Here is a 23236-nt window from a genome sequence, read left to right on the forward strand (position 1 = left end):
CGGGCACGCCAGAGGGGAGGCGGTCGGACACAGAGTTGTGGAATCACAGCATCGGCTGTCATAAGTTTAAGGAGTAACCAATGAATACCTTTTCGAAGAAGTCGGGAATGCTGTTCCTGATAAGCGCGCTGGCCATTCCGGCGACGAGCAGCCTGACCGCACAGGAGCTCGACGCGTCGGAAGGTGAAGTTCTCACCACCGTCTATGGTTCGCCGCCTGCGGACCTGGCCGGCATGAACGAAGGCCCGGACCTCGAAGGCTTCATCTCAGCACGTAGCGACAACAAGCTGCAGATCACGACCATCGACGGCAGCAACACCGTCGTGCTGATCAGCGAAGGCACCAAGATCAAGTCGAAAGGTGGCTTCCTGGGCCTCAACCGCGACAAGCTCGGCGCCGACCAGCTGCTCAACGGTCTGCCTGTTTCCGTCGAAACCGTTCGTTGGGCCAATGGCCTGGTGGCCAGCGAGATCGACCTGAAGAGCAAGGACCTCAAGACCGCTGCGATGATCCGCAACGGCACCGAGCAGCGCTTTGGCGAGCACGACACGCGCATCGCCAAGAACAGCGCAGCGACCGATGCCCTGCGCAGCCGCATGGGCGACATCGACAAGTACAACATCAAGGGTTCGACCAACGTCTATTTCGACACCGGTAAGTGGAACCTTTCGGGCCAGGCCCAGAACGAGCTCTGCAATGCCGCAGCCGAAGCTGACGCGATGGAGAACGCCCTGCTGCTGGTCGTCGGCTACACCGATTCGGTCGGTGACGAAGACTACAACCAGGTGCTGAGCGAGCGCCGTGCCGGCCGCGTCGTCAACTACCTGCAGCAGAAGTGCGGCTGGAAGCCCTGGCGCATGGTCACCCCGACCGGCATGGCCGAATCGGATCCGGCGGCTGACAACAGCACGGCGGAAGGCCGCGCCCAGAACCGCCGCGTTTCGGTGAACATCCTCGTCAGCAAGGCTGTCGACGAAATCTAAGGCGCGAGGGGATGGGCTTGGACCTGTCCCGACGCCGCATAACGGCGCGTCCAGCGCGCCCAGTTAAGGAAAAGCCGGGTGGCCATTGATGGCTGTCCGGCTTTTTCGTTCAATCTTGCCTCTTGTTGCCGATCTTGAAGGCAGCCGCGCATTGAGGCACCCTCCCCTCTCTTGATGCGGAGGGAGAGACATGAGCGCATTGGCGAGGAATCGCGTCGGGCAATATGAAGTCGCGAGCGATCTGTCGTTCGGCGACTTGAGCGCTGCAGTGGCCGCTGGCTGGCGCGATTTTCGTGCAGCACCGCTCTACGGGCTGTTCTTCGCGGCAATCTTTGCCGCCGCCGGGATCGGGCTGTCCTACTACTTCTACAATCGCGGCGAACTCGCCTGGCTGATCGCTGCCGCCGCGGGTTTTCCGCTGCTCGCGCCCTTCGCCGCCGCGGGCCTCTACGAAGTTAGCCGTCGCCGCCTCTCGGGCGATTCGATCGGCTGGGGTCCGGTGCTCGGTGCGGTCAAGGCGGGCGACGGCCAGTTGCCGGTCATGGGCGTGATCGCCTTCGTCATTTTCGCCTTCTGGGTCATCCTGGCGCACACGGTGTTTGGGGTGTTTCTTGGTCAGTCGGGCCTTGGCGCGACCCCGCTGCAAACCCTCCTCACCCCGGCCGGCCTCGGCATGCTCGGCGTAGGCAGTGCGATCGGCGGGATCGTGGCGCTGTTCCTCTTCGCAATCACGGTGGTGAGCCTGCCGATGCTGATCGACCGCGAGGTTGATTTCATTACCGCGATCATCGTCAGCGTGCGCGTGGTGCAGCTCAACACCTTCTTAATGCTGAGCTGGGCTGTGATTATCGCGCTGCTCGCATTCGCCGCGATGGCGCCGGCGTTCGTCGGATTGCTGGTCGTGCTGCCCTTGCTAGGCCACGCGACATTCCACCTGTACCGCCGCGCGGTGAGGTAGTCTCGGCCGTCCGGCCTCAGAACGGGATATCGTCGTCGAGATCGTCGTAGTTCGAGCCGCCGCCCGAGCCACTTCCGCCCGAACCGCCACCACCCTGGTTCCAGCCGCCACCCGAGCCGCCGCCATTGCCGTTCGAGCCGCCGCCGTAGCTGCCGCCACCGCCACCGCCGCGCTGGCCGCCGCCCGCACCATCGAGCATGGTCAGCGTGCCGTTCAAGCCGCGGATCACGACTTCGGTTGAATATCGGTCATTGCCCGACTGGTCCTGCCACTTGCGGGTCTGGAGCTGGCCCTCGATGTAAACCTTGCTACCCTTCTTGAGGAAGCGTTCGACCACCCCGACCAGGCCTTCGGAAAAGATGGCCACTGTGTGCCATTCAGTACGTTCCTGACGCTCGCCGGTGTTGCGATCCTTCCAGGTTTCACTGGTCGCAATGCGCAGATTGGCGACCTTGCCGCCGTTCTGGAAGGTGCGGATCTCCGGATCAGCCCCCAGGTTCCCGATGAGCATTACCTTGTTGAGAGACCCGGCCATCCGATACTTCCTTCGCTATAATCCGAGCGCCAGTGCGCTCCAGTAGGTGATTCCGGCGAACACATAAGCGAGCGCGAACAGGTAAGCCAACATGAAGCTGGGCCATTTCCACCCGTTTGTCTCGCGTCGGGCGACAGCGATCGTCGAAAGGCACTGCGGGGCGAAGACAAACCAGGCGAGGAAGGCGAGCGCAGTGGGCAGGCTCCAGCGCGCGGCGATCTGGTCGCGCAAAGCGTTCTCGGTCGCGGCCTCATCCTCAGATTCGACGGCATAGGTCGTCGCCAGCGAGGCGACGGCAACCTCGCGCGCGGCCATGGCGGGGACCAGAGCCAACGTCATTTCGCGGTTGAAGCCGATCGGCTCGAAGGCGGGCTGCATCACGTTGGCGATTTGTCCGGCAAAGCTCGCGTCGAGTTGGTTCTCGCCCGGATCGGCCTTGGGGAACGTCAACAGCAGCCATAGCACCACCGTGACCGCAAAAATGATCGTACCCGCACGGCGCAGGAACACCCAGGCGCGCTGCCAAAGCCCGATCAGGAGATCCTTGATCGCCGGCCACTGGTAGCGCGGTAGTTCCATGATGAACCCACTAGCAGCCCCCTTGGTGACCGAACGCCGCAACACGAGGGCGACCAGCATCGCACCGATGATCCCGGCGCAATAGAGTACAAACAGCACCAGCCCCTGTAGTCCTATGCCCGGACCCACGCTCGTCGCGGGAATCACCGCCGCAATGATGACCGCATAGACCGGCAGGCGCGCCGAGCAGGTCATCATCGGGGCGATCAGGATCGTCGTCAGCCGGTCCTTGGGATCGGCGATGCTGCGCGTCGCCATGATGCCAGGGATGGCACAGGCAAAACTCGACAGCAGCGGAATGAAGCTGCGGCCCGACAGGCCGACGCTTGCCATCAGGCGGTCCATCAGGAACGCGGCGCGCGCCAAATACCCGCTCGCTTCCATCACCAAGATGAAGAAGAACAGGATCACGATCTGCGGCAGGAACACTACGACCGAGCCGACACCCGCAATCACGCCTTCAGTGAGGAAATCGCGGAAGAACCCGGCTGGCATGCTTCCCGCGACCCAGCCCGCGACCGCTTCGGTGGCACCTTCGATCACGCCGATGAAGGGATCGGCCCAAGCAAACACTGCCTGGAACATGACGAAGAGCAGCCCGAACAGGATGATCGGGCCAAGCCATGGATGAAGCAGCAACTTGTCGAGCCCGGCGTGGAGACGATGCGTGCCGCTCTCCGACAGGATTGCCGCTTTGGCGATGTTCTTCGCCGCCAGCCGCCGTTCGGGCAACGTGAGATGACCGGCCGGGCGTTCCTCGGCATGCTCGGGATCACCCTTGCGCACCGCAGCAATCGCGGCGGTCAGTTCAGCCAGACCCCGCCGCCGGACGGCCACGGTCGGCACCACCGGGACGCCCAGCGCATGGCCCAGTGCTTCCGGATCGATCACCAGACCATCGCGCTCGGCAAGATCGACCATGTTGAGTGCGACCACAGTGGGCTTCCCGAGTTCGATCACTTCCTGCGCGAAGACGAGATGCTGCTCGATATTGGCGGCATCAAGCACCAGCACAATCACGTCTGGGCGGGCCTCGCCCTCGAACTCACCCATCACCACCTTGCGCGTTACTTCCTCGTCGGGGCTTGTGGTCTCGTGAAGGCTGTAGCTGCCGGGCAGGTCGAGCAATTCGATGGGTTGCCCGCCGGGCGTGGTCGCCCGGCCCGCTTTCCGCTCGACCGTAACGCCGGGATAATTGGCGATCTTCTGGCGCGCACCGGTCAGCGCATTGAACAGCGCACTTTTGCCCGCATTGGGGTTGCCGACGAGCGCAATCCTGGGAAGCGGGTTCATACAGCGCCCTCGCCCACGGAAACCTGCATCGCGGCCGCATGGGCGCGGCGCAGAGCTACCGTCATGCGCCCGACCGTGACCGCAAGCGGGTCGCTGCCGGCAAACACGCCGCGATGCGCGACCTGCACTTCGACTCCTTCGTCGATGCCCAGAGCGCGCAACCGGCGCGCCTCATCGGGAGCGAGATCATCCCAGCGGATCGAAGTGATAGTCGCGCTGGTACCGCGCGGCAGGTGGTCGAGCGTCATGCAAACCGCGCTGCCAGAGCGCGCCCCTAATTGCAACCGATTATCAATAGCGGCTAGCGCTATCGTGTCGGATAGCGCAACCGTCCGAGGAAGCGCGAAATGCTGAAATACTCGCGCTCACCGCCCAGCAACTGGGCCTTGGCTTTCTCGAATTTCATCACACCGTCGATTCGCCGGTCGAGGAAGGCATAGCTGACCTGCTTGCCTTCGCTTTGATCGTCGACAAACACCGCCAGGGTCGCAGCGTAGATCGAGGCCAGGATCGCCCGCTTGGTGTAGTGGTTGTAGTCGGTCGCGGTATCACCCGCGAGCCGCCACATCTCATCGGCGCTGCGCCAACCGGTCTTGAGCGCGCGTCGCGCATTTTGCGGCATTGCCATGATTGCAGTGGCGCGGCGCACCGATTCCTCGAGCCCCGTAACCGCCTCAAGCCGATACGCAATAAGCTCGCGAATACGCTCGCGAATTTTCAGCGATGCGATCCGTTCCGCCGGAAAGGCGTCGATCATCGCCAGATCGATATTGACGATCCACGCATCGATCATGTCCATCGCCCCGCCGGGGAAGGCGAGCCGCGCGACATCCGCATTGGCGCCGACCGCATCGGCCGCCGTGACCAGCGCAGTGTCGCTCCAGCCATCGAAGATCGCATTCGCAGCGATCTCGGGCGCGAGCGCGACGCGCAGCTCGTCGAGCGTCATGTCGGCGTAATCGAGCGTCGCGGTCTCCACCATGTCAGATCGAGGGTCCGTAGTCTTTGTCCTGGCCCTTGCCTGCACGTTCCTCGTCGGCGCGAGTGAATTCCTCCACCATGGCGCGATTGCCTTGCGCCAATGTCGCGTAGTCGCGCGCCGTGCGGCCCGAATTGTCCGTTCGGTCGGGATTGGCGCCATTGGCGAGCAGCAGCCGGATCAAAGCTGTATCCCGGCGATGCACCGCAGCGATCAGCGGAGTTTCGCCGGCAACGTCGGTGACATCGACCTCGGCCCCAGCCTTGATCAAGGCTTCGACGCCCTCGACAAAGCCGAGCCGCACTGCAAGCTGGATCGGGGCAGTGCCCTTTTTGTCCTTGACGTTCGGATTGGCACCACGCTGCGCGAGAAACCTGATCCAGGTGACGTCACGGCGCTCGGTCACGATATGCATCGCCGTTTCGCCGCTCGAGATGTCGCGCGTGTTGATCAGCGTGCTGCCCGGCTCGTTCAGGGCATTGGTCACGGCGTCGCCATCGCGCTCCTTGACCGCCTTGAGGAACTCATAGCCATCGGAGAACATCTGCGCCCCCGCTGGCGCGGAAAGTGCCATGCCCCCCAGGGCTGCTGCCAACGCAATCTTGCGCATAACGGCCCGCGTCATGCTGTCATCCTTTCGAAAACCCTGCCACTATCAGCTTGATCCGCTGTCGCGCGTCACCAGTTAGCAGACCATGAACCAGCTTGCCATGCCTGTAACAAAACGAAATCTTCTCCTCGCGCTCATTGGCGCATCCTTGCTGGGGCTGACTGCCTGCGGAGACGCAGGAAGCCCTCAGGGAAGCGCCGCAGAGGCTTCCATGCCACCGCTCCAGGGCGCCGATATCGGCGGCGAGTTCGAGCTTGTGGACAAGAATGGCAAGTCAGTGCGCTGGTCCGATTTCGACGGGAAGTACCGTACTGTCTACTTCGGCTTCACCTATTGCCCCGACGTCTGCCCGACCGACGTCCAGCGCGCGATGCGCGGACTGAAACAATTGGCGCAGGCTGATCCGGGAAAGGCCGCGAAGATCCAGCCGATCTTCATTTCCGTGGATCCGGAACGTGACACTCCCGAAGCCGTCGGCCAATTCACCGCCGCATTCTCAGACGACCTTGTTGGTCTCACCGGCACTCCCGAGCAGGTCAAGGCGGTGGCCGATGCCTTCCGCGTCTATTACGAACGCGGCGAAGAGCAGGACGGCGGTGGCTACCTCGTCAACCACTCGGCCATCACCTACCTGTTCGGCCCCAAGGGCGAACCGCTGGCAACGCTCCCGACCGATCAGGGACCGGAGGCGGTAGCGGCAGAACTGGCGAAATGGGTGAATTGAGGAAGCGCTTCTGGGAACTGCCGCTGGCCGATCTGAGCCGTGCGGAATGGGAAGCCTTGTGCGACGGGTGCGGGCGCTGCTGCCTGCACAAGATCGAGGACGATGAAACCGGCGCCATCGAGGATACCAATGTCGCCTGCAAGCTGCTCGACACGGAAAACGCCCGCTGCAGCGACTATCGAAACCGCAAGGCCTTCGTACCCGACTGCCTGCGCCTGACGCTGCGCATCATGGACGATGTTCCGTGGCTGCCACGCACCTGCGCCTATCGCCTGCGGCATGCCGATGAACCCTTGCCCGAATGGCATTACCTGATCTCGGGCGATCCGGAGGCGGTCAAGCATGCGGGCGTCTCGGTCGCCGGACGAGTGGTGAGCGAAACCGACGCAGGGCCGCTCGAGCACCATATCGTGGAGTGGAATCCGTGATCGACTGGCTCCGCCGAGACATGTTCGAGCCGGAACTGGAGCTACGGGGCGAGACCGTTCCGATTGTACTTCGCCGACATCCCCGCGCGCGGCGCCTCACACTCCGACTGGCGCCCGACGGCAGCGAGGTTCGCATCACCTTGCCGCAGTGGGCACGCAGCGCCGAGGCGATCGCCTTCGCCCACGCGCGGCGCAAATGGCTCGAAGCGCAGATGTCGAAGCTTCCCCCGCGCAATGCCCCGCGTCCTGGTGCGGTACTGCAGTACCGCGGCACTGGCCTGCAGATCGATTGGCGCGAGGATGCGCCGCGCAAGCCCGTCCTCGTCGCCGAGACGATAACCCTGGGCGGTCCACACCATTCGCTCGAAGCCCGCTTGCGACGCTGGTTCGAACAGGAGGCGCAGGCATTTTTCGAACAGGATGTCGCGCATTACTGCGCCAAGGCGGAGCTCGCCCCGGTGCCAGTTGCGCTTTCGCGTGCGCAGCGCCGCTGGGGTAGCTGTTCGGACCGCCAGCGCATCCGGCTCAACTGGCGACTGATCCAGGCACCCGACCATGTTCGCCGCTCGGTAGTGGCGCATGAGGTGACCCACCTGGTCCATTTTGACCACAGCCCTGCCTTCCATCGGATGCTCGGCGACCTGTTCGAAGACGAGATCGAGGCCGCCGATGCGTGGCTCAAGGCGAATGGCCGCAGCCTTTACGCAAGCTTCGGATAAACCTCGGTAAATACCGCTAGAGTTTCGTTAACTGTAAAACGCTAGATTCGGGTCATGTTTCGAGCAGCCCTCCTTGCTGCGAGTGCGTGTGCACTAGCCCTTGCGCCTGTCTGGCAGGCATCGGCGAAGCCTGGCGGCAACGGCTCAGGCAATGGCAATGGCGCGTCAAACGGCAATGGCGGCGTCGGTAACGGCAACGGTAACGGTAACGGTAACGGTAACGGCGGCGGGAATGGCAACGGCGGCGGGAATGGTAATTCAGACCCCGGAGCCTGCACCAAGCCCAATCCACCTCCCGGCAATCCCAACTGCAACCAGACTCCGGTCGCACTGACGGTGCAAACCGATATCGATTTTGGCCGGCTGGTATTGGTCGGCGACGGAATCGGCCGCGTGGTGCTCGACCTCGGAACCGGGAACAAGGTGACCTTCGGCGGGATCGACGATCTCGGCGGTTTCGCCATCAAGGGCAAGGCGCTGGTCACGGGCGCACCCAACCGCGTGATACGTATCGACATGCCGACCACGATCACCATGGCCGACCCTGCGGGTAGCCAGGCCGAACTGCGGGAGATTGTCAGCAGTCTCTCGGCCTTGCCGCTCCTCGACGGCAATGGCGAGCTCACCTTCGAGTTCACCGGTACGCTCTATACCGATAGCGCAACGGCACTCGGCGGCATGCTGCGCGGCCGCATTCCGATTACCGTCCAGTACGACTGATCCAGCCCATCGCCGCGCATGCGGGCACTGGCGCTTGGACGCTCGACGCCCTATGTTTGGGCCATGCTGTCGAATTCGCGTTTCAATCCGGCGACGGGCCTCGCGGACTTCTGGTCCGAATTCAGACGTCCTCATCCCTACCGATGGCCGATCCTCGGTCTGTCGATGCTGCCGATTGGAGCGCTGGTATTCTATCTCTGGCAGGATGTGTCCTACGCTCCGCCCGCGCGACCCGAGGTAACCTACATCACCAGTTATTCCCCCGATCGCACCGACGAGGAGATCGCTGCCACCAACGAGGCTAACCAGCGGCGCAAGGATGAACTGGCCCAGCAGCGGGCCGAGATCGAGAACCGCAAGCGGGAAATGTACCGCGAGCTGGGCCGTGCGAGCGGGATGGACGTCGACGCGATGGAGCGCCAGATCGCAGAAGACAAGGCGCGCGAAGAAGCGGCGAAGAAACAGGCAGGCGAAACGGTTGCAGAACGCGGCGAGTGATGCGCGCTGGCTCGATGCGGCGGCGCGACTTGCCGCTCGCGCAAGACCCCTGAGCCGCCCGAACCCCGCGGTCGGTACCATTTTCGTGAAAGACGAACGCGTGATCGCGCGCGGCTGGACGCAGGCGAGCGGTCGTCCCCATGCCGAAGCCCATGCGCTCGCCCAGTTACCGCCCGGCGTTGCACATGGTTCGACCGCCTACGTGACGCTCGAGCCCTGCGCGCACGAGAGCAGCCGCGGCCCCGCCTGTGCCGACCTGCTTGCCGAAGCTAGGCCCGCCCGCGTGGTGATTGGCGTTGTCGATCCAGATCCGCGCACCTCGGGCGACGGCATAGCGCGCCTCCAAGCTGCCGGTATCGAAGTCGAGCTGCTCGACACGGCGGCTTCGCGCACCAGCCTCGCGGGCTATCTCTCGCAAAAGCGACTTGGACGTCCGTTGGTGACGCTCAAGATCGCCATCTCGCAGGATGGCTTCATGGCGCGGCCTGCAGGGCAGGATCAATGGATCACGGGCGCCGAGGCGCGCGCGCATGTTCACGCCCACCGCGCCCGCCAGGATGCCATTCTGGTGGGTAGCGGCACATGGCGAGCCGACCGCCCCCGCCTTGACGTCCGCTTGCCGGGGATCGAGGATCGCAGCCCGAAACGATACGTGCTGACTACCGACGGTGTACCTGAAGGGGCCGAGGCGATTGGCTCGCCAGGAGAGATAGCGGCATTGGCAAGCTTGCAGTATCTCTATGTCGAAGGCGGCGCGGCGACCGCGCAGGCTTTTCTTGATGCGGACCTCGTCGACCGGATCCATATCTACCGCGCCCCGATCACCATCGGGGAAGGGTTGCGCGCACCCGAAGCCTTCTTTGATCTCCTTGAACGGTGGGAAGTGACCGAGCATCGCCAGCTTGGCAGCGACACATTCACCGCCTACAGCCGCGTCAGCTAAAGGAGCACGCATGTTCACCGGTATCGTCACGGCCATCGGGACTATCGCCAGCGTCGAGGATCGCGGCGATCTGCGCGCGGTCATTGCCTGCCCCTGGGATCCGGCGCGCATCGACATCGGCGCCTCGATCGCCTGTTCGGGCGTATGCCTGACGGTCGTCGAACGCGGCGGTGAGCAGGGCGACGCATGGTTCGCGGTCGACATTTCTGCCGAGACAGTCAGCCGCACTGCGCAGGGCCAGTGGAGCGAGGGGCGCAAGCTCAACCTCGAGCAGGCGCTACGCCTGGGCGATGAATTAGGCGGGCACATCGTGACGGGCCATGTCGACGCAGTTGGTCGCGTTGCCCTGAAGCGCGATGTCGGCGGTTCGCACCGCTTCGAGATCCTGGCCGGCAAGGCGATCGCGCCCTACGTGGCCGAAAAAGGTTCGATCACGGTCGACGGAGTTTCGTTGACGGTGAACGAGGTGGTTGACGAGGCCGACGGCGACGTGCGCTTTTCGCTCAATATCATTCCCCACACCGGTGAGGTGACGACGCTCGGCGCGCTGGAAGAAGGCGACAGCGTCAACCTCGAGATCGACGTACTGGCGCGTTATCTCAAGCGAATGCAGAGTCTTAATAGCTAGGCGACGAAGTCTCGCCAGGAGCAGGGGCAGAGCCTCCAACCGCGGAGGTCAAACAGTGTGCACTTGTGAGGAATGATGGCTCGGTTTTGCCACCTGCCCCCAAATTTGCATTGGCCGGTGCACGTGCTAACCTGATCACGGGTCGGCTGAGAGGCTATTGCCGTGCTGAAGTGGGCCCTGATCATCACCATGCTATTCGCCGCGATCTTCGCAGGGCGCATTGCATACAGGTTGGTGCCAAGCGAGGACCCGCGTCCGCTGCCGGCTGCCCTGATTTCGTTCGATTCTGCGGCCGGTCGTCAACTGCTGAGCGAAGCTGACGCCCTTGCCGACTATGACGACATGGCAGAACACTTCGAGGCCCAGAAGCTCACCAGCTTCTGTGGTGTCGCGAGCAGCGTGATAGTGCTGAATGCGCTCGACAGGGATGTCTCTCAATTGAGCCTGTTCAACGAAAGAGCTTCTGAAGTTCGTCCGGCCTGGCAGGTCGCCCTCAACGGCATGACGCTGGAGATAATCTCGGAAATCATCGCTTCGCACGGCGTATCGGTGGCAACCCAATACGCGGACACCTCAAGCGTGGCCGAGTTTCGCCGAACGGTGATCCGAAATCTATCCGAGGAAGACGACTATGTCTTGGTCAATTACCAGCGGGGCGCGCTCGGTCAGGACCGCGTTGGGCACATCTCGCCGATTGCCGCCTATGATGAAGAGACCGACCGCGTCCTTGTCCTTGACACAGCGTCCTACAAATATCCGCACACATGGGTGCCACTTGATGATCTGTTCCAGGCAATGATGCCAAGCGATGCGGAGAGCGGGGTCGCGCGCGGCTGGGTCGAGGTTGGCAACGATGTCCGGACGGCGCAATCCGCGAGAGGAAGCTTGGTCGGCCGCTGAAGTGGGCCTATCTCGGCCCGCGGGATCAGGAGTTTAGCGGGCCTTCCTCGAAGTCCTTTCGCGTAATCTCATAAACGACATGCGGGAACGAGCCGTCGGCGGTCTCGAGCACATCGATCTGGTCGGTCAGCCGCCCTCCGATCTTCTCGATCGCGCGGCGCGAGATCACATTGTTCTCGCCAATATGGAAGATCACCCGCTCGACGCTGTCCAGAGCATGCCGCAGCATTAGGCGCTTCATCTCGGTGTTGATTCCCGTGCCCCAGACCTCGCGCGCTAGGAATGTCCAGCCGATCTCGACCTGTCCGCCATTCTCCGAACAATGGTACTGAAATCGCGACGAGCCCACGATCCTGCCGGAGCTCTTGTCGATCACCGCCAGCGCGCCCTTCTTCGCCAACCCCTCTTCGAAATAGACCCGGAAGTTTGGTTCCTTCCAGCGGTCCGGGAAGGGATAGTGCGTCCAGATCTTCGGGTCGGATCCGGCGGCATAGAGCGCGGCCCAATCCTCCTCCGCAAGCGGTCTCAGCAGAACCCGCTCGCCCTCCAGAACCGGCTGACGGTCCATCTAGCCGGCGACGTCGGCCAACGCGGCCACGAACTTGTCGGTATTCCCCGCATGGAGGCCAGCTACGTTGATCCGCCCCGATCCGGCCATGTAGATGGCATGGTCGTCGCGCAGCTTAGCGATCTGCTCCTTCGACAGCGGCAACATGGCGAACAACCCGTTCTGGTCTCCAAGCGTCGCCAGCCCCAGGCCGGGCGCTTCATTGTCGGCCGCCGCCAGCCGCTCCCGAACGCGCCGCATCCGCGCGCGCATGTCGGCCAGTTCCTCGATCCACAGACACGTAAGATCGGCATCCTCAAGGATCTGCCGCACCGCAGCACCCCCGTGATCGGGCGGCATCGACCAGTTGGCACGCGCGAGCGCATAGGCGTTCGAGACGATTGCCGGCAGTTCATCCTGGTGCTTCGCCATCATGAAGAAGGCACCGACGCGGTCGCGGTAAAGCCCGAAGTTCTTGTCGCAGCTATAGGCCACCAGCGCCTCGGGCACGGCGGCAAGCACCATGCGCAGACCGGCCACGTCCTCGTCCAGCCCCTGACCGAGCCCGTGGTAGGCGACATCGATAATCGGCAACACGCCGGTCTCGGCAAATGCGCGGGCAATTTCGGCCCATTGGTCGGACGTGTAGTCGACTCCGGTAGGGTTGTGGCAACAGCCATGCAGCAGCACGGCGTCGTCGGGTCTCGCCCCGCGGATTGCACCCAGTACGGCGCCGAGATCGGCTTGGCCATCATCGCCGGCATGCACGAAGGTCACGGTCTCGACCCCGACATCGGCCAGGATCTGGGCGTGGTTGGGCCAACTCGGAACGCCCATGTGGATGCGCTTGACGCCGGCCTTTTGCGCCAATGACACTGCCAGCCGCACCGCGCCGGTGCCCCCGGGGGTCTGCATCCCCTCGATCCGGCCACCCATACTGGCGTCCTCGCCGAAGATGTAAGGCATTAGCGCTTCAACGAAGCCCATGTCCCCTTCGGGGCCGAGGTAGGACTTGCTGTCCTGCTCATCGACCAGGCGCTGTTCCGATTTCTTGATTGCGCGGAAGACCGGGGTTGCGCCCTCATTGGTGCGGTAGACGCCCACGCCCAGATCGATCTTGTCGGGCCGCTCATCGTCGGCAAACATCTTGATCAGCGCCAGAAGCGCATCGGGAGCCTGGGGAGCGAGTTGATCGAGCATGAACCGCGCCATGCCCTCACAGAGAAAGGGCCGCAACAGGAATTCCCCTTGCGGCCCCCAAAAGTCTGCTTTTGTACGTCTTCGTGCGAAACCCGAAGAACGTCAGAACGGCAGCCAGCGCTGCTTCTTCGAAAATTTCATATAACCCGCGTTGACGCCCAGCCTGAGGCCCGCGCCCATGCGGATCGGGATCAGCACGACATTGCCCTTGCGCATGTAACTGGCGTTGAGGCCGCCAACGACATAGAGCTGACCTTCGCCGGCAGGATAGCGCTCGAAAAGCTCTTCGCTGTCGTAAAGGTTGTAGACCAGGACAAAGGTGTTGGCCGCGTTTGCGCCGGCATCGAACCCGATGGAGGGGCCGGTCCAATAGACCTTGCGCTCGCCTTCGACCTTGTGATGCAATGTGCCGGAACCGTAGCGCGCACCGACGACAAAGGCGCCGCCCGCTTCACGGCCGACGATATAGGCATTGGGCTCGCCCTGGTCGGCCAGCATCTTTTCGATCATGCGCGCTAGACCTTCTGCGCCCTTGCCGAAAACCCCCTCGGCCGCGCCGATCAGATCGTCTTCGGCATAGGTCTTGCTGTCCGCAGCCGCCTCGCTTTCGGCAGAGGCGGCGACGCCTGGGTCGCCTTGCGTGGGATCGGTCCACTCTGGTGCGACAGCCGGTGATGCGCCCGCATCGCTTTCTGCCGCGGTCGGGGCCGCACCATCGACAGCTGGTTCAGGCTGGCTGGCGGAACCCGTTACTGGCGCCAGATCGCCGTCGATCTCCCCGGAGAACGCCGCGTCGGGATCGAAGGTCTCGACCTGTGCGCTGAGCGGTGCGGCGATGAGCGCAATAGCTCCTGCGATTGCTGAAAAGGCAATCCTGGACTTACCGAATATACCGGTCATTTGATTTTCTCCCGGCCCGTCGCGGACCCCTGCTCGAACATGAGAATCCTTTGCTGGGGAAACAACAATTGCGCGGCGGTGAACCGAATCGAAAACGCGGTGAACCGAGTCCGCCACGGGCCGGATTACCCCGCGTGGGCGCCGATGCGCTTTTTTATCAAGGCGGGTTGAAGCCTTAACTTCGCGCGATTATAGCGCGCCTCTCGCAGCCTGAAGGCGCGCGCTGCGGAGACGTGGGTGAGTGGCTGAAACCAGTTCCCTGCTAAGGAACCGTACTCTATCAGGGTACCGAGGGTTCGAATCCCTCCGTCTCCGCCATTTACCGCCAACGTGAGAAGCTGCTGATTTCGCCGTTGGGGCCCTGCTCTAGGACTGCTGGGCAACCAGCAGGCGATGGCCCGGTCCGGCTCCGCGCAAGGCGGCGGGGTTCCCGAATGCGATCATGCCGGGTTCCAGGAGGCCAGCTTCGCATTCATATCGGCCAGCGATCGGGGCGAGGTAGAAACTGGAGCCCGTCAGGTCAGATAGATCGGCAGCGCCGTTTGCGACAAAGATTCGGAAGTGCGCCCCGATCGCGAACAGGTGGAGGCCGGCTTCGTCTGGCAGCCGCCCATGCGGGCCTGAATAGGGAGCGGAATTCGAAACAGCGACGCCGTCTTCAAGATGCAGTTCGCGCGGGCGACCATAGTCGTAAAGGCGGTAGGTAATGTCGGCGTTCTGCTGGATCTCGACCAATTGGACCCCGGCACCGATCGCATGGATCGTGCCGGGCGGGATGTAATACCAATCGCCCGGTTGTACTGGCTTCCAGTCGAGCAACTGCTCGATCTCACCTGACAGCGCTGCCTCGCGCAGTTCCTGGTCGGACAGCTGCTCGGTCAGACCGATGCCGAGCGTCGCGCCTTCAGCGGCACCCGTGACGATCCAGCATTCTTCCTTGCCCGAGGAGAGACCACGGGCGCGGGCCTGCGCATCGTCGGGATGGACCTGCACCGACAGCTTCTCGCTAGTAAAAAGCCATTTGCACAACAGAGGCAGCGAAGCATCTTCGCGGTCGAACCAAATCTCGCCAACCTTGTCGTCGCGCCCGCCGAATTGCGCGGGAAGGCCAGCTTGCCCCCACGGTTTCTCGACAAAATGACGCGGCAATATCTCGAGGGACACCCTCGCAACTCCCATCCTGCGCTACGAAGCCAATCCCCTAGCAAAGAATGGTTAAGACCCGACCCGGGTAGAGGTCAATCGACCCCATGCTCCTGGCGCGCGATCTCGTGAAGCCAGGCAGCATGCTGCGGAGCCTTCTTCGTCTGGCTCCATTCGTCGAGCATCAGCGGCGCGACGCGCTTCAGTTCGGCATATTGCTCGTCGGTGCCGATATCGGCGGCGAGTTCGACCCGGTGGCCATTGGGATCGAAGAAGTAGATCGACTTGAAGATGCCGTGATGGGTCGGGCCGAGCACCTCGATCCCGAGGCTTTCGACATGATCCTTGGCGGCCAGCAACTCGTCTTCCGATGCGACCCGAAAGGCCAGGTGCTGAACCCATTGCGGGGTGTTCTCGTCGCGGCCCATGTCGGGCTGGTTCGGCAGTTCGAAGAAGGCAAGGACGTTGCCGTTACCCGCGTCGAGAAACACGTGCATGTAGGGATCGTAGGCGCCGGTCGAGGGCACGTGATCTTCGGCAAAGGCGGTGGTGTATTCCATACCCAGCACCTTGCCGTACCATTCGACGGTCTCTTTCGCGTCCTTGCAGCGATAGGCGGCGTGGTGGATGCCCGATGGCTTGATCGCGCTCATTCGGCCGGTTCCTCTGCAACTTCGAGCACGCCGCGACGGATCTGATCGCGCTCCATGCTTTCGAACAGTGCCTTGAAGTTTCCTTCGCCGAAACCGTCATCGCCCTTGCGCTGGATGAACTCGAAGAAGACCGGTCCGACCTGCGCTTCGGCGAAGATCTGCAGCAGCAGCCGCGGCGAGCCACCCTCGGTCGTGCCGTCGAGCAGGATACCGCGCATCTGCAGTTCCTTGGCATTCTCACCGTGGTTCGGCAGGCGCTCGTCGAGCATTTCGTAATAGGTTTCAGGCGGCGCCGTCATGAAGGGCACGCCGAGCTTCTTCAGGCGGTCCCAGGCAGCGATGAGGTCGTCGCAGATCAGCGCGATATGCTGGATGCCCTCACCGTTGAACTGGCGCAGGAACTCCTCGATCTGGCCCTTGCCGCCTTCGCCTTCTTCATTGAGCGGGATGCGGATCTTGCCATCGGGCGCAGTAAGCGCCTTGGACGTCAGGCCGGTATATTCGCCCTTGATGTCGAAAAAGCGGATTTCCTGGAAGTTGAACAGCGTCTCGTAATAGTCCGCCCAGTACTTCATCCGCCCGGTGTAGACGTTGTGCGTCAAATGATCGATCAGCTTGAAGCCCGCGCCTTCAGGATGCTTCTCGACCCCCGGCAGATATTCGAAATCGATGTCGTAGATCGACAGGCCATCGCCGTTCTCGTCGGCATAGCGATCGACCAGATAGAGGATTGCACCGCCGATGCCGCGGATCGCGGGGATGGCGAGTTCCATCGGCCCAGTTTCGACCTGCACCGGCTCGGCACCCTGGTCCATCAGGTGCTCCCAGGCCGCGGCAGCGTTACGGACGCGGAAAGCCATGCCGCAGGCCGAAGGGCCGTGCTCGCGAGCAAAGTACCACGCCGCCGAGCGCGGCTCGTAATTGACGATCAGATTGATGCCGCCCTGGCGCCACAGGTGCACGTCCTTCGAGCGGTGCGTGGCGACATGCGTGAAGCCCATGGTCTCGAAGACGGGTTCGAGCACGCCCTTCTCCGGCGCGCAGAACTCAACGAATTCAAAGCCATCGAGGCCAGCGGGGTTATCAAACAGATCAGGCATCTCGGTCCTTACTCGCAGAATCAAACTAGTTTCGTTTGAAACTATTTAGCCGAATTTTTGCGCTCTGTCAAAGCGCGCAATGGACGTCGCGCGGCTGTCTGCAAAATGCGCAATTGCGGAGCGGGACATGCCAGTGCAGACTTCGCGACAAGGGAGAAGCCAATGATCAGGACCAAGGGCATCAATCATATCGCGCTGGTGTGCCGCGACATGAAAGAGACGGTCGAATTCTACACCGAGGTGCTCAAGATGCCGCTGTTCAAGACCGTCCAACTGCCCGACGGCGGACAGCATTTCTTCTTCGACTGCGGCGGCGGCGCCAGCGTCGCCTTCTTCTGGTGGAAGGACGGCCCGCCCGCCGCGCCCGGCATCGCCTCGGTCAAGCGTTTTCCTGGCGACGCGAAGACTGCCGTGGGCTCGATGAACCACCTCGCCTTCGACATGGAGGAAAGCGAATTGGAGGCTTCGCTCGACCGGCTGGAAGAAGCGGGCGTCCCGCATACCCACGCCGTGGTCAATCACGACGACAGCCCGATGGGCGTCGCCGCGGAAAAGCATGACGGCGTCTTCGTCCGCTCGGTCTATTTTACCGATCCCAACGGCATCATGCTCGAATTCGCCGCGACGACGAAGAAGTTCGGTCCGCAAGACATCGCCCATGAACCCGCCACGGCTGGAGCCTGATCATGCCGCGACTGAGAGAAGTACCACGCAGCGAAGCCGACGAGACCGTCGCAATCCCGCTTTACAATCTGTTGTTCGGAGAGCGCGACCCGGTCGCCGAGCCGGGCACCGCGACCGGCACACCCGGCGATTGGTGGACGGTCTTCGCTGCCTCCCCCGCCACACTCAAGCACGCCGCGCAGGGCTTCGCCTACTACCGCGACCCTCAGCGCAAGATCGACCCTGTCCTGCGTGAACTGGGCCAGACCTGGGCCGGATGGGCCACCGGCAGCCAGTTTGTCTTCTCGCAGCACTGCAAGAGCCTGCGCGGGCTGGGCGTCGCGGAAGAGAAGATCGCAGCGATCCCCAATTGGCAGACCGCGACTTGCTTTGATGCGCGCGAACGGCTGGTGCTTGCCTATGCCGACCGGCTGGTGATGCACCAGGGCCGCGTCCCCGACGATCTGTTTGCGAAGTTGAAGGCGGAGTTTTCCGACGAGGAAATCCTCGAGCTCACCTACATCACCTGCCTCTATCAGATGCATGCGGTGATGAGCCGCGCGCTCCGCACCGAGTTCGACGATCGCGACGATCCCATCGTCGAGGTGGCGGCACCGGAAGATTTCTCCGCGCTCGATTTCATGGGCGGCGAGCGCAAGAAGGACTAGGTTTGAGCGCTAAGCAACGCGGCCGATATTCCGCCCGCGCTCGTCTCGGCGGACTGCCAGCTTCGCCCCGAAAGGTTCGCCGCCTTCGAACAGTTCGCGCGTCGGCTGGTGCGACAGATCGGCATTACCGCAGACTCGTTCGCCTGCCGGATTGCGTCCGATGAAGACGGCATCGGAGCCGGTCTTGGCGTGGTTGATCGTGTAGGTCTCGACCGTCGCCTCTTCGAAGGGGGCTGAGCCGCGCGGTAGGCCATTGTCGGCCATCGGCAGCTTCTCGTAGCGATCATTGGCAGACCAGTCGGCTGGCTCGGTCGAGTAGATCCCGGTCGAATATTTGCTCATCCAACCGCCGTTTGCGCCGACTAGCGCAAAGCTCCCGCGATCGTCACGCACGCGCTTGACCGCCTCGCAGATTGCATGCGCAGAGTAGTTGTTCCCCGCGCCGCCAAAGAACGGCAGGCCGCCGGTCAGCGTCAGCCCGCGCGGATCGTCCACGGCCAGCCCGAAATGGTCGACCACATCGAACACCGGGATCGCGAAGCAGGAGTAGAAATCGAGGTAGCGAATCTCGCCGAGTGTTTTTCCGGCGCGTCCCAGCGCCCGCTCTAGCGAGGCAATTGTCGCCGGATTTCGCGCCAGGTCGGGCCGCTCCATGAGCGGCAGTTCCTCCGCCTTCGTGATGGCGTGGATGTGAACCCATCTTTCCTCGGGCACGCCCAGTTCGCGCGCCTTGCCCGCGCTGGCGACGATAATCGCGGCCGCCTGGTTCACCTGATCGCGCGCGACGGTCATGCGCGGATAGGGCTCGGCGACGATGCGGTTGCGTTCGGTCACCGTCGCGAGTTCCTCGGCACTGCGCTCGACCGGAGCTGCTGCATGCGTGTTGGCTGCCGCTACCTTGGTAAAGGGTTCGAACAGTTCGCCGATGTCGCGGCGGTATTCGTCGACGTTCTTGCCGAGCTCTGCCCGCCGTGCGTTTTCGCACAAGGCATAGAGCGGGATCGCACCTGTCGCGCCATGTGCAAACAGGTCCATTTCGAGCAGTCCCTCGACCCCGAAACCGTGATCTTCCAGCTCGCCGCCAACCTCTTCGGACCAGTCGGGACTCTCGCCCTTGGCCACCAGTGCGAGCGCGGTGGAGATCGCTTCCGAACCGACCACGACCGCGACTTCGCTTTCGCCCGCAGCTATTGCAGTGGCAAATTCGCCCAGCAACTGCTGGTTGGTCTGCCCACCGGTGGTCGATAGGATCGCGCGCCTTGGATCGGCCCCAACCCGCCTGGCGATCGCGCGCGGACGATTGTCGGGACCGCCAAAGGGCGGGTCGCGATCGGCGCGCGAAATCTCGAACTGGCGAATGCAGGCCAGTGTGTCGATCGCCGGGGCAACCTCTCCCGTCGCCGCGCAATCGTCGATCGCCACCTGCAGCGCCCGCCCGGCGAGGTCCATATAGGACAGCGCCGCGTAGTCCGGCTCGCCGACGCGCTCCGAATACTGCCCGACCCCGATGATGACGGGCGTGTTGTTGGCAATCACCTCGGCAGCCTCAGTCTACGAAATCGTCCACGCGCTCGATGATGATCGCCGGAGCCATGCCGCCCGCCGCACACATGGTCACGAGGCCATAGCGATCGCCGCGCCGCTCGAGCTCGTCGACGATGGTGCCGATAAGGATCGAGCCGGTGGCGCCGATCGGGTGACCCAATGCGATCGAACCGCCGTTGACGTTGACTTTGTCCCAGTCGAGGTCGAGGTCGCGCACGAACTTGGCCGCGACCACGGCGAAGGCCTCGTTGATCTCGTAGAGATCGATATCGTCCTTGGTCATGCCCGCTTTCTCCAGCACCTTCTTGGCCGCCGGGACCGGAGCATTGAGCATCAGCGTCGGATCATCGCCCATGTTGGCGGTCGCAACGATCCGTGCACGCGGCTTGAGCCCGTTCTTCTGGGCGTAGTCCTTGCTCGTCACCAGCACCGCCGCCGCACCGTCGACCACGCCCGAGCTATTGCCCGCATGGTGGAAATTCTGGATCTCGAGATCGGGGTATTTCTGGTTGATCAACCCTCGGAAGGTGGTGCCATCGGCGTCGAGCGGCACGTCGGCGATCTTGGTGAAGGCAGGCTCTAGCTGGGCGAGCCCTTCCATCGTCGTCTGCGGGCGTGGATACTCGTCATGGTCGAGCACGACATTGCCGTCATCGTCGACCACCGGCACCACCGATTTGGCGAAGCGGCCTTCGCTGATGGCTTCCGCCGCGCGCTGCTGGCTGCGATAGCCGACCTCGTCGAGCTCTTCGCGGGTGAAGCCTTCCATGCTGGCGATGGCATCGCCGCAAATGCCCTGGTGGCTCTGGGGGTGTACCTTCTGCAGCCGCTGGTTGTAGCTGCCCATCATCGGCGGCTTCAGCCCGGCCTGCATCTTCTCCTTCGACATCTGCGCGGTGAGGCTCATCATCTCGGTCCCGCCCGCGACCACGCAATCCTCCATGCCGCTCATCACCTGCGCCGCGGCCAGCGCGACCGAGGTGATGCCGCCGCCGCAAAAGCGATCGAGCGTGGTGCCGCTCGAGGTGATGTCATAGCCTGCGTCGAGCGCCGCCATCCGGCCCATATCGCCCGCCTGCATCCCGTCTTGCGTCGAGACCGACCAGATCACGTCGTCGACCGTTTTGGTGTCGAGATTGTTGCGATCCTTGATGGCCTTGAGCACGGTCGCCGCCAGATGCTGCGGGTGCATGGCGGCCAGAGCGCCTTTGCCCTGCTTGCCGATGCCACGGGGGGTGCGAACAGCGTCGATGATATAGGCTTCGGCCATGACGATTCCTCTCGATTAGCGAAAATGCAGTTGACGTGTCCGTAAACCCCCTGCACCACTCGCACAAGATTTCAGTTTCTATTGAAAATGGGAGTGGCTCCGATGAGCGAAGAAGTCCTGACCGAAACCCGCGACGGGATCCTGATCATCACGATCAACCGGCCTGAGGCCAAGAACGCGATGAACAAGGCCGCGGCAGAGGGGATCGCGGCGGCGGTAGACCGGCTCGACGCCGATGAAGACCTGCGGGTCGGAATCCTCACCGGCGCGGGCGGCACCTTCTGTTCGGGCATGGACCTCAAGGGCTTCCTCAGGGGCGAACGGCCGAGCATCGAGGGACGCGGCTTCGGCGGCATTACCGAGAAGGGCCCGGTCAAACCGCTGATCGCTGCGGTCGAGGGCTACGCCCTTGCGGGCGGCATGGAGCTGATGATCAGCTGCGACATGATCGTGGCCAATTCGGGCGCGAAGTTCGGCATTCCCGAAGCGAAGCGCGGGCTCGCGGCAGCAGCCGGCGGGTTGATGAAGCTGCCGCGTATGATCCCGCCCAAGATTGCCATGGAACTCGCGCTTACCGGCGATTTCATCGACACAGCGCGCGCCTATGAACTGGGTCTCGTCAACCGCGTGACCGACGGACCAGCGCTCGACGCAGCGATCGAACTCGCCAATGCGATCACCGCCAACGGCCCCATTGCGGTGCGGGTATCCAAGCAGATCGTGGTGGAATCGGCCGGCTGGAGCACCGAGGAAATGTGGGAGAAGCAGTCGGCCTTGCTCCCACAGGTGTTCATGAGCGAGGACGCGCGCGAAGGCTCGCTCGCCTTTGCTGAAAAACGCGCGCCCAACTGGAAGGGGAAGTAAGAGATGCCCGTAATCGACGTACCCCAGCCCGAGTTCATGGAAGACGAGGAGATCGCCATCTTTGCGGACGCGGTCGGCAAGTTCTACCAGCAGCATGCCCCTGAAAAACGTGTCGAGAAATGGCGCGAAGATGGCCAGGTCGAGCGCGAATTCTGGAACGAGGCGGGCGCAGCCGGGCTGCTCGGCGTCTCAGTCCCGGTGGAATATGGCGGCCACGGCGGCGATTTTCGGCATGACATGGTAGTCATCGACCAGCAGGCCAAGCACAATGTCGACGGCTTCGCCGCGAGCCTGCACAACACCATCATCCTGCCTTATCTTGTGCGCCACGGGACCGAGGAGCAGAAGCAGAAATACCTGCCCAAGCTCGTCAGCGGGGAACTCGTCAGCGCGATCGCGATGACCGAGCCGGGGGTTGGCAGTGATCTCCAGTCGATCACCACCACCGCCTTGAAGGACGGCAACGGCTACCGTATCAACGGGTCGAAGACCTACATCTCGAACGGCCAGACCGCAGACTTCATCGTCGTCGTCGCCAAGACCGACCCGAACGAGCGCGCCAAGGGCATTTCGCTCATGCTGCTTGAGACCGAGGGCGCGGAAGGCTTCGAGCGCGGCCGCAAGCTCGACAAGATCGGCCTCGACGCGGCGGATACTTCAGAGCTGTTTTTCGACAATGTCTTCGTGCCGGCCGAAAACGTGCTCGGCGGGGTCGAGGGCAAGGGCTTCTACCAGCTTATGGGCGAGCTTGCTCAGGAACGCCTCGTTATCGCGATGGGTGCGGCGACCGGCATCGAGAAGGCGCTCGAGACGACGGTGGAGTACGTCAAGGAGCGCAAAGCGTTTGGGCAGACAATCTGGGACTTCCAGAACACCCAGTTCGTACTCGCGGACCTCAAGGCGCGTGGCACCGCGGCGCGGGTATTCGTCAACGACTGCATCGCCAAGTTGCTCAAGGGCGAGCTCGACGTAGCGACTGCTGCCATGGCGAAGTATTGGGTGACCGAGCTGCAGAGCGAAGTCGTCGACAAGTGCCTGCAGCTGCATGGCGGCGCGGGCTACATCAACGACTACCCGATCGCGAAGATGTATCGCGACGCGCGCATTACCCGCATCTTCGGCGGTTCGAACGAAGTCATGAAGATGCTGATCGCGCGCTCGATGTAATCACGCGGCGACAACGCAA

General features: G+C 63.0%; 27 protein-coding genes and 1 tRNA gene. 15 read left to right on the forward strand and 13 right to left on the reverse strand.

Annotation, left to right across the window (positions count from 1 at the left end; genetic code table 11):
* Positions 1–80 precede the first annotated feature (80 nt).
* Positions 81–983, forward strand: a complete 903-nt coding sequence (locus P7228_RS03820; RefSeq protein WP_278016890.1) for an OmpA family protein — start codon at positions 81–83, stop codon at positions 981–983.
* A 190-nt stretch (positions 984–1173) separates the two neighbouring features.
* Positions 1174–1941, forward strand: a complete 768-nt coding sequence (locus P7228_RS03825; protein WP_278016891.1) for a DUF2189 domain-containing protein — start codon at positions 1174–1176, stop codon at positions 1939–1941.
* Positions 1942–1957: 16 nt separating this feature from the next.
* On the opposite strand, the gene ssb is transcribed toward P7228_RS03825, so the two are convergent.
* Genes ssb through P7228_RS03850 form a run of 5 tightly spaced genes read right to left on the reverse strand, consistent with a single transcriptional unit; the run spans position 1958 to position 5952 of the window.
* Positions 1958–2476 (reverse strand): single-stranded DNA-binding protein, encoded by a 519-nt coding sequence (ssb, locus tag P7228_RS03830; protein ID WP_278016892.1) that lies wholly within the window; start codon positions 2474–2476, stop codon positions 1958–1960.
* A gap of 15 nt (positions 2477–2491) precedes the next feature.
* Positions 2492–4348 carry a ferrous iron transporter B gene (gene feoB, locus P7228_RS03835; protein ID WP_278016893.1) on the reverse strand — a complete coding sequence of 619 codons (1857 nt, stop codon included), beginning with the start codon at positions 4346–4348 and terminating at the stop codon, positions 2492–2494.
* A complete protein-coding gene (locus tag P7228_RS03840) occupies positions 4345–4596 on the reverse strand; it encodes a FeoA family protein (protein WP_278016894.1) in 252 nt (83 codons plus the stop codon). The genes feoB and P7228_RS03840 overlap by 4 nt, the downstream gene beginning before the upstream one ends.
* 59 nt (positions 4597–4655) lie before the next feature.
* A complete protein-coding gene (locus P7228_RS03845) occupies positions 4656–5330 on the reverse strand; it encodes a COQ9 family protein (protein ID WP_278016895.1) in 675 nt (224 codons plus the stop codon).
* A 1-nt stretch (position 5331) separates the two neighbouring features.
* Entirely contained in the window at positions 5332–5952 is a 621-nt protein-coding gene (locus P7228_RS03850; protein ID WP_278016896.1) for an ankyrin repeat domain-containing protein, read from the reverse strand.
* Between the two features lie 196 nt (positions 5953–6148).
* Between P7228_RS03850 and P7228_RS03855 the strand changes: the two genes are divergently transcribed.
* The 8 genes from P7228_RS03855 (at position 6149) to P7228_RS03890 (ending at position 11497) form a co-directional block, all read left to right on the forward strand.
* Positions 6149–6661, forward strand: a complete 513-nt coding sequence (locus P7228_RS03855; RefSeq protein WP_347402854.1) for an SCO family protein — start codon at positions 6149–6151, stop codon at positions 6659–6661.
* The gene (locus P7228_RS03860; protein ID WP_278016898.1) at positions 6649–7089 is read left to right on the forward strand and encodes a YcgN family cysteine cluster protein; all 441 of its coding nucleotides are present in this window, start codon (positions 6649–6651) and stop codon (positions 7087–7089) included. The genes P7228_RS03855 and P7228_RS03860 overlap by 13 nt, the downstream gene beginning before the upstream one ends.
* The gene (locus P7228_RS03865) at positions 7086–7808 is read left to right on the forward strand and encodes a M48 family metallopeptidase (protein WP_278016899.1); all 723 of its coding nucleotides are present in this window, start codon (positions 7086–7088) and stop codon (positions 7806–7808) included. Before P7228_RS03860 ends, P7228_RS03865 begins: the two co-directional genes overlap by 4 nt.
* Positions 7809–7862: 54 nt before the next feature.
* Positions 7863–8528: a DUF4402 domain-containing protein gene (locus tag P7228_RS03870; protein ID WP_278016900.1), complete on the forward strand. Its 666-nt coding sequence runs from the start codon at positions 7863–7865 to the stop codon at positions 8526–8528.
* Positions 8529–8546: 18 nt separating this feature from the next.
* Entirely contained in the window at positions 8547–9026 is a 480-nt protein-coding gene (locus P7228_RS03875) for a hypothetical protein (RefSeq protein WP_278016901.1), read from the forward strand.
* Positions 9007–9969, forward strand: a complete 963-nt coding sequence (gene ribD / locus P7228_RS03880; RefSeq protein ID WP_278016902.1) for a bifunctional diaminohydroxyphosphoribosylaminopyrimidine deaminase/5-amino-6-(5-phosphoribosylamino)uracil reductase RibD — start codon at positions 9007–9009, stop codon at positions 9967–9969. Before P7228_RS03875 ends, ribD begins: the two co-directional genes overlap by 20 nt.
* Before the next feature lie 10 nt (positions 9970–9979).
* Positions 9980–10597, forward strand: a complete 618-nt coding sequence (locus P7228_RS03885) for a riboflavin synthase (protein ID WP_278016903.1) — start codon at positions 9980–9982, stop codon at positions 10595–10597.
* Between the two features lie 162 nt (positions 10598–10759).
* A complete protein-coding gene (locus P7228_RS03890) occupies positions 10760–11497 on the forward strand; it encodes a phytochelatin synthase family protein (protein ID WP_278016904.1) in 738 nt (245 codons plus the stop codon).
* Between the two features lie 25 nt (positions 11498–11522).
* Here the strand turns inward: P7228_RS03890 and P7228_RS03895 are convergent, their stop codons facing one another.
* From P7228_RS03895 to P7228_RS03905, 3 genes are all read right to left on the reverse strand, one after another.
* On the reverse strand, positions 11523–12065 hold the full coding sequence (locus P7228_RS03895; RefSeq protein WP_278016905.1) for a GNAT family N-acetyltransferase: 543 nt from the start codon (positions 12063–12065) through the stop codon (positions 11523–11525).
* Positions 12066–13244: an amino acid aminotransferase gene (locus tag P7228_RS03900; protein WP_278016906.1), complete on the reverse strand. Its 1179-nt coding sequence runs from the start codon at positions 13242–13244 to the stop codon at positions 12066–12068. It lies immediately after the preceding gene.
* 102 nt (positions 13245–13346) lie between these two features.
* Complete coding sequence (locus P7228_RS03905) at positions 13347–14144, reverse strand: DUF1134 domain-containing protein (RefSeq protein WP_278016907.1); 798 nt, start codon at positions 14142–14144, stop codon at positions 13347–13349.
* Positions 14145–14371: 227 nt separating this feature from the next.
* Between P7228_RS03905 and P7228_RS03910 the strand changes: the two genes are divergently transcribed.
* Positions 14372–14462: transfer RNA gene (locus tag P7228_RS03910), tRNA-Ser, on the forward strand.
* A 48-nt stretch (positions 14463–14510) separates the two neighbouring features.
* Here the strand turns inward: P7228_RS03910 and P7228_RS03915 are convergent.
* From P7228_RS03915 to hppD, 3 genes are all read right to left on the reverse strand, one after another.
* Positions 14511–15308 (reverse strand): type I phosphomannose isomerase catalytic subunit, encoded by a 798-nt coding sequence (locus P7228_RS03915; RefSeq protein ID WP_430732498.1) that lies wholly within the window; start codon positions 15306–15308, stop codon positions 14511–14513.
* 74 nt (positions 15309–15382) lie between these two features.
* Positions 15383–15940 carry a VOC family protein gene (locus P7228_RS03920; protein ID WP_278016909.1) on the reverse strand — a complete coding sequence of 186 codons (558 nt, stop codon included), beginning with the start codon at positions 15938–15940 and terminating at the stop codon, positions 15383–15385.
* The gene (gene hppD, locus P7228_RS03925) at positions 15937–17040 is read right to left on the reverse strand and encodes a 4-hydroxyphenylpyruvate dioxygenase (RefSeq protein ID WP_278016910.1); all 1104 of its coding nucleotides are present in this window, start codon (positions 17038–17040) and stop codon (positions 15937–15939) included. Before hppD ends, P7228_RS03920 begins: the two co-directional genes overlap by 4 nt.
* 162 nt (positions 17041–17202) lie before the next feature.
* Here hppD and P7228_RS03930 point away from each other — a divergent pair, with 162 nt between their 5' ends.
* Positions 17203–17724, forward strand: a complete 522-nt coding sequence (locus P7228_RS03930; protein WP_278016911.1) for a VOC family protein — start codon at positions 17203–17205, stop codon at positions 17722–17724.
* Between the two features lie 2 nt (positions 17725–17726).
* Positions 17727–18371: a carboxymuconolactone decarboxylase family protein gene (locus P7228_RS03935; RefSeq protein WP_278016912.1), complete on the forward strand. Its 645-nt coding sequence runs from the start codon at positions 17727–17729 to the stop codon at positions 18369–18371.
* A 9-nt stretch (positions 18372–18380) separates the two neighbouring features.
* Here P7228_RS03935 and P7228_RS03940 read toward each other — a convergent pair whose 3' ends face one another.
* Both P7228_RS03940 and P7228_RS03945 read right to left on the reverse strand, forming a co-directional pair.
* A complete protein-coding gene (locus P7228_RS03940) occupies positions 18381–19907 on the reverse strand; it encodes an acetyl-CoA acetyltransferase (protein ID WP_278016913.1) in 1527 nt (508 codons plus the stop codon).
* A 10-nt stretch (positions 19908–19917) separates the two neighbouring features.
* Positions 19918–21186 carry an acetyl-CoA C-acetyltransferase gene (locus P7228_RS03945; RefSeq protein WP_278016914.1) on the reverse strand — a complete coding sequence of 423 codons (1269 nt, stop codon included), beginning with the start codon at positions 21184–21186 and terminating at the stop codon, positions 19918–19920.
* Between the two features lie 102 nt (positions 21187–21288).
* Here P7228_RS03945 and P7228_RS03950 point away from each other — a divergent pair, with 102 nt between their 5' ends.
* A complete protein-coding gene (locus tag P7228_RS03950) occupies positions 21289–22050 on the forward strand; it encodes a crotonase/enoyl-CoA hydratase family protein (protein ID WP_278016915.1) in 762 nt (253 codons plus the stop codon).
* 3 nt (positions 22051–22053) lie between these two features.
* A complete protein-coding gene (locus P7228_RS03955; RefSeq protein ID WP_278016916.1) occupies positions 22054–23217 on the forward strand; it encodes an acyl-CoA dehydrogenase family protein in 1164 nt (387 codons plus the stop codon).
* Positions 23218–23236: the final 19 nt, after the last annotated feature.

The sequence above is a fragment of the Altererythrobacter sp. CAU 1644 genome, assembly GCF_029623755.1.
Classification (GTDB): Bacteria; Pseudomonadota; Alphaproteobacteria; order Sphingomonadales; family Sphingomonadaceae; genus Erythrobacter; species Erythrobacter arenosus.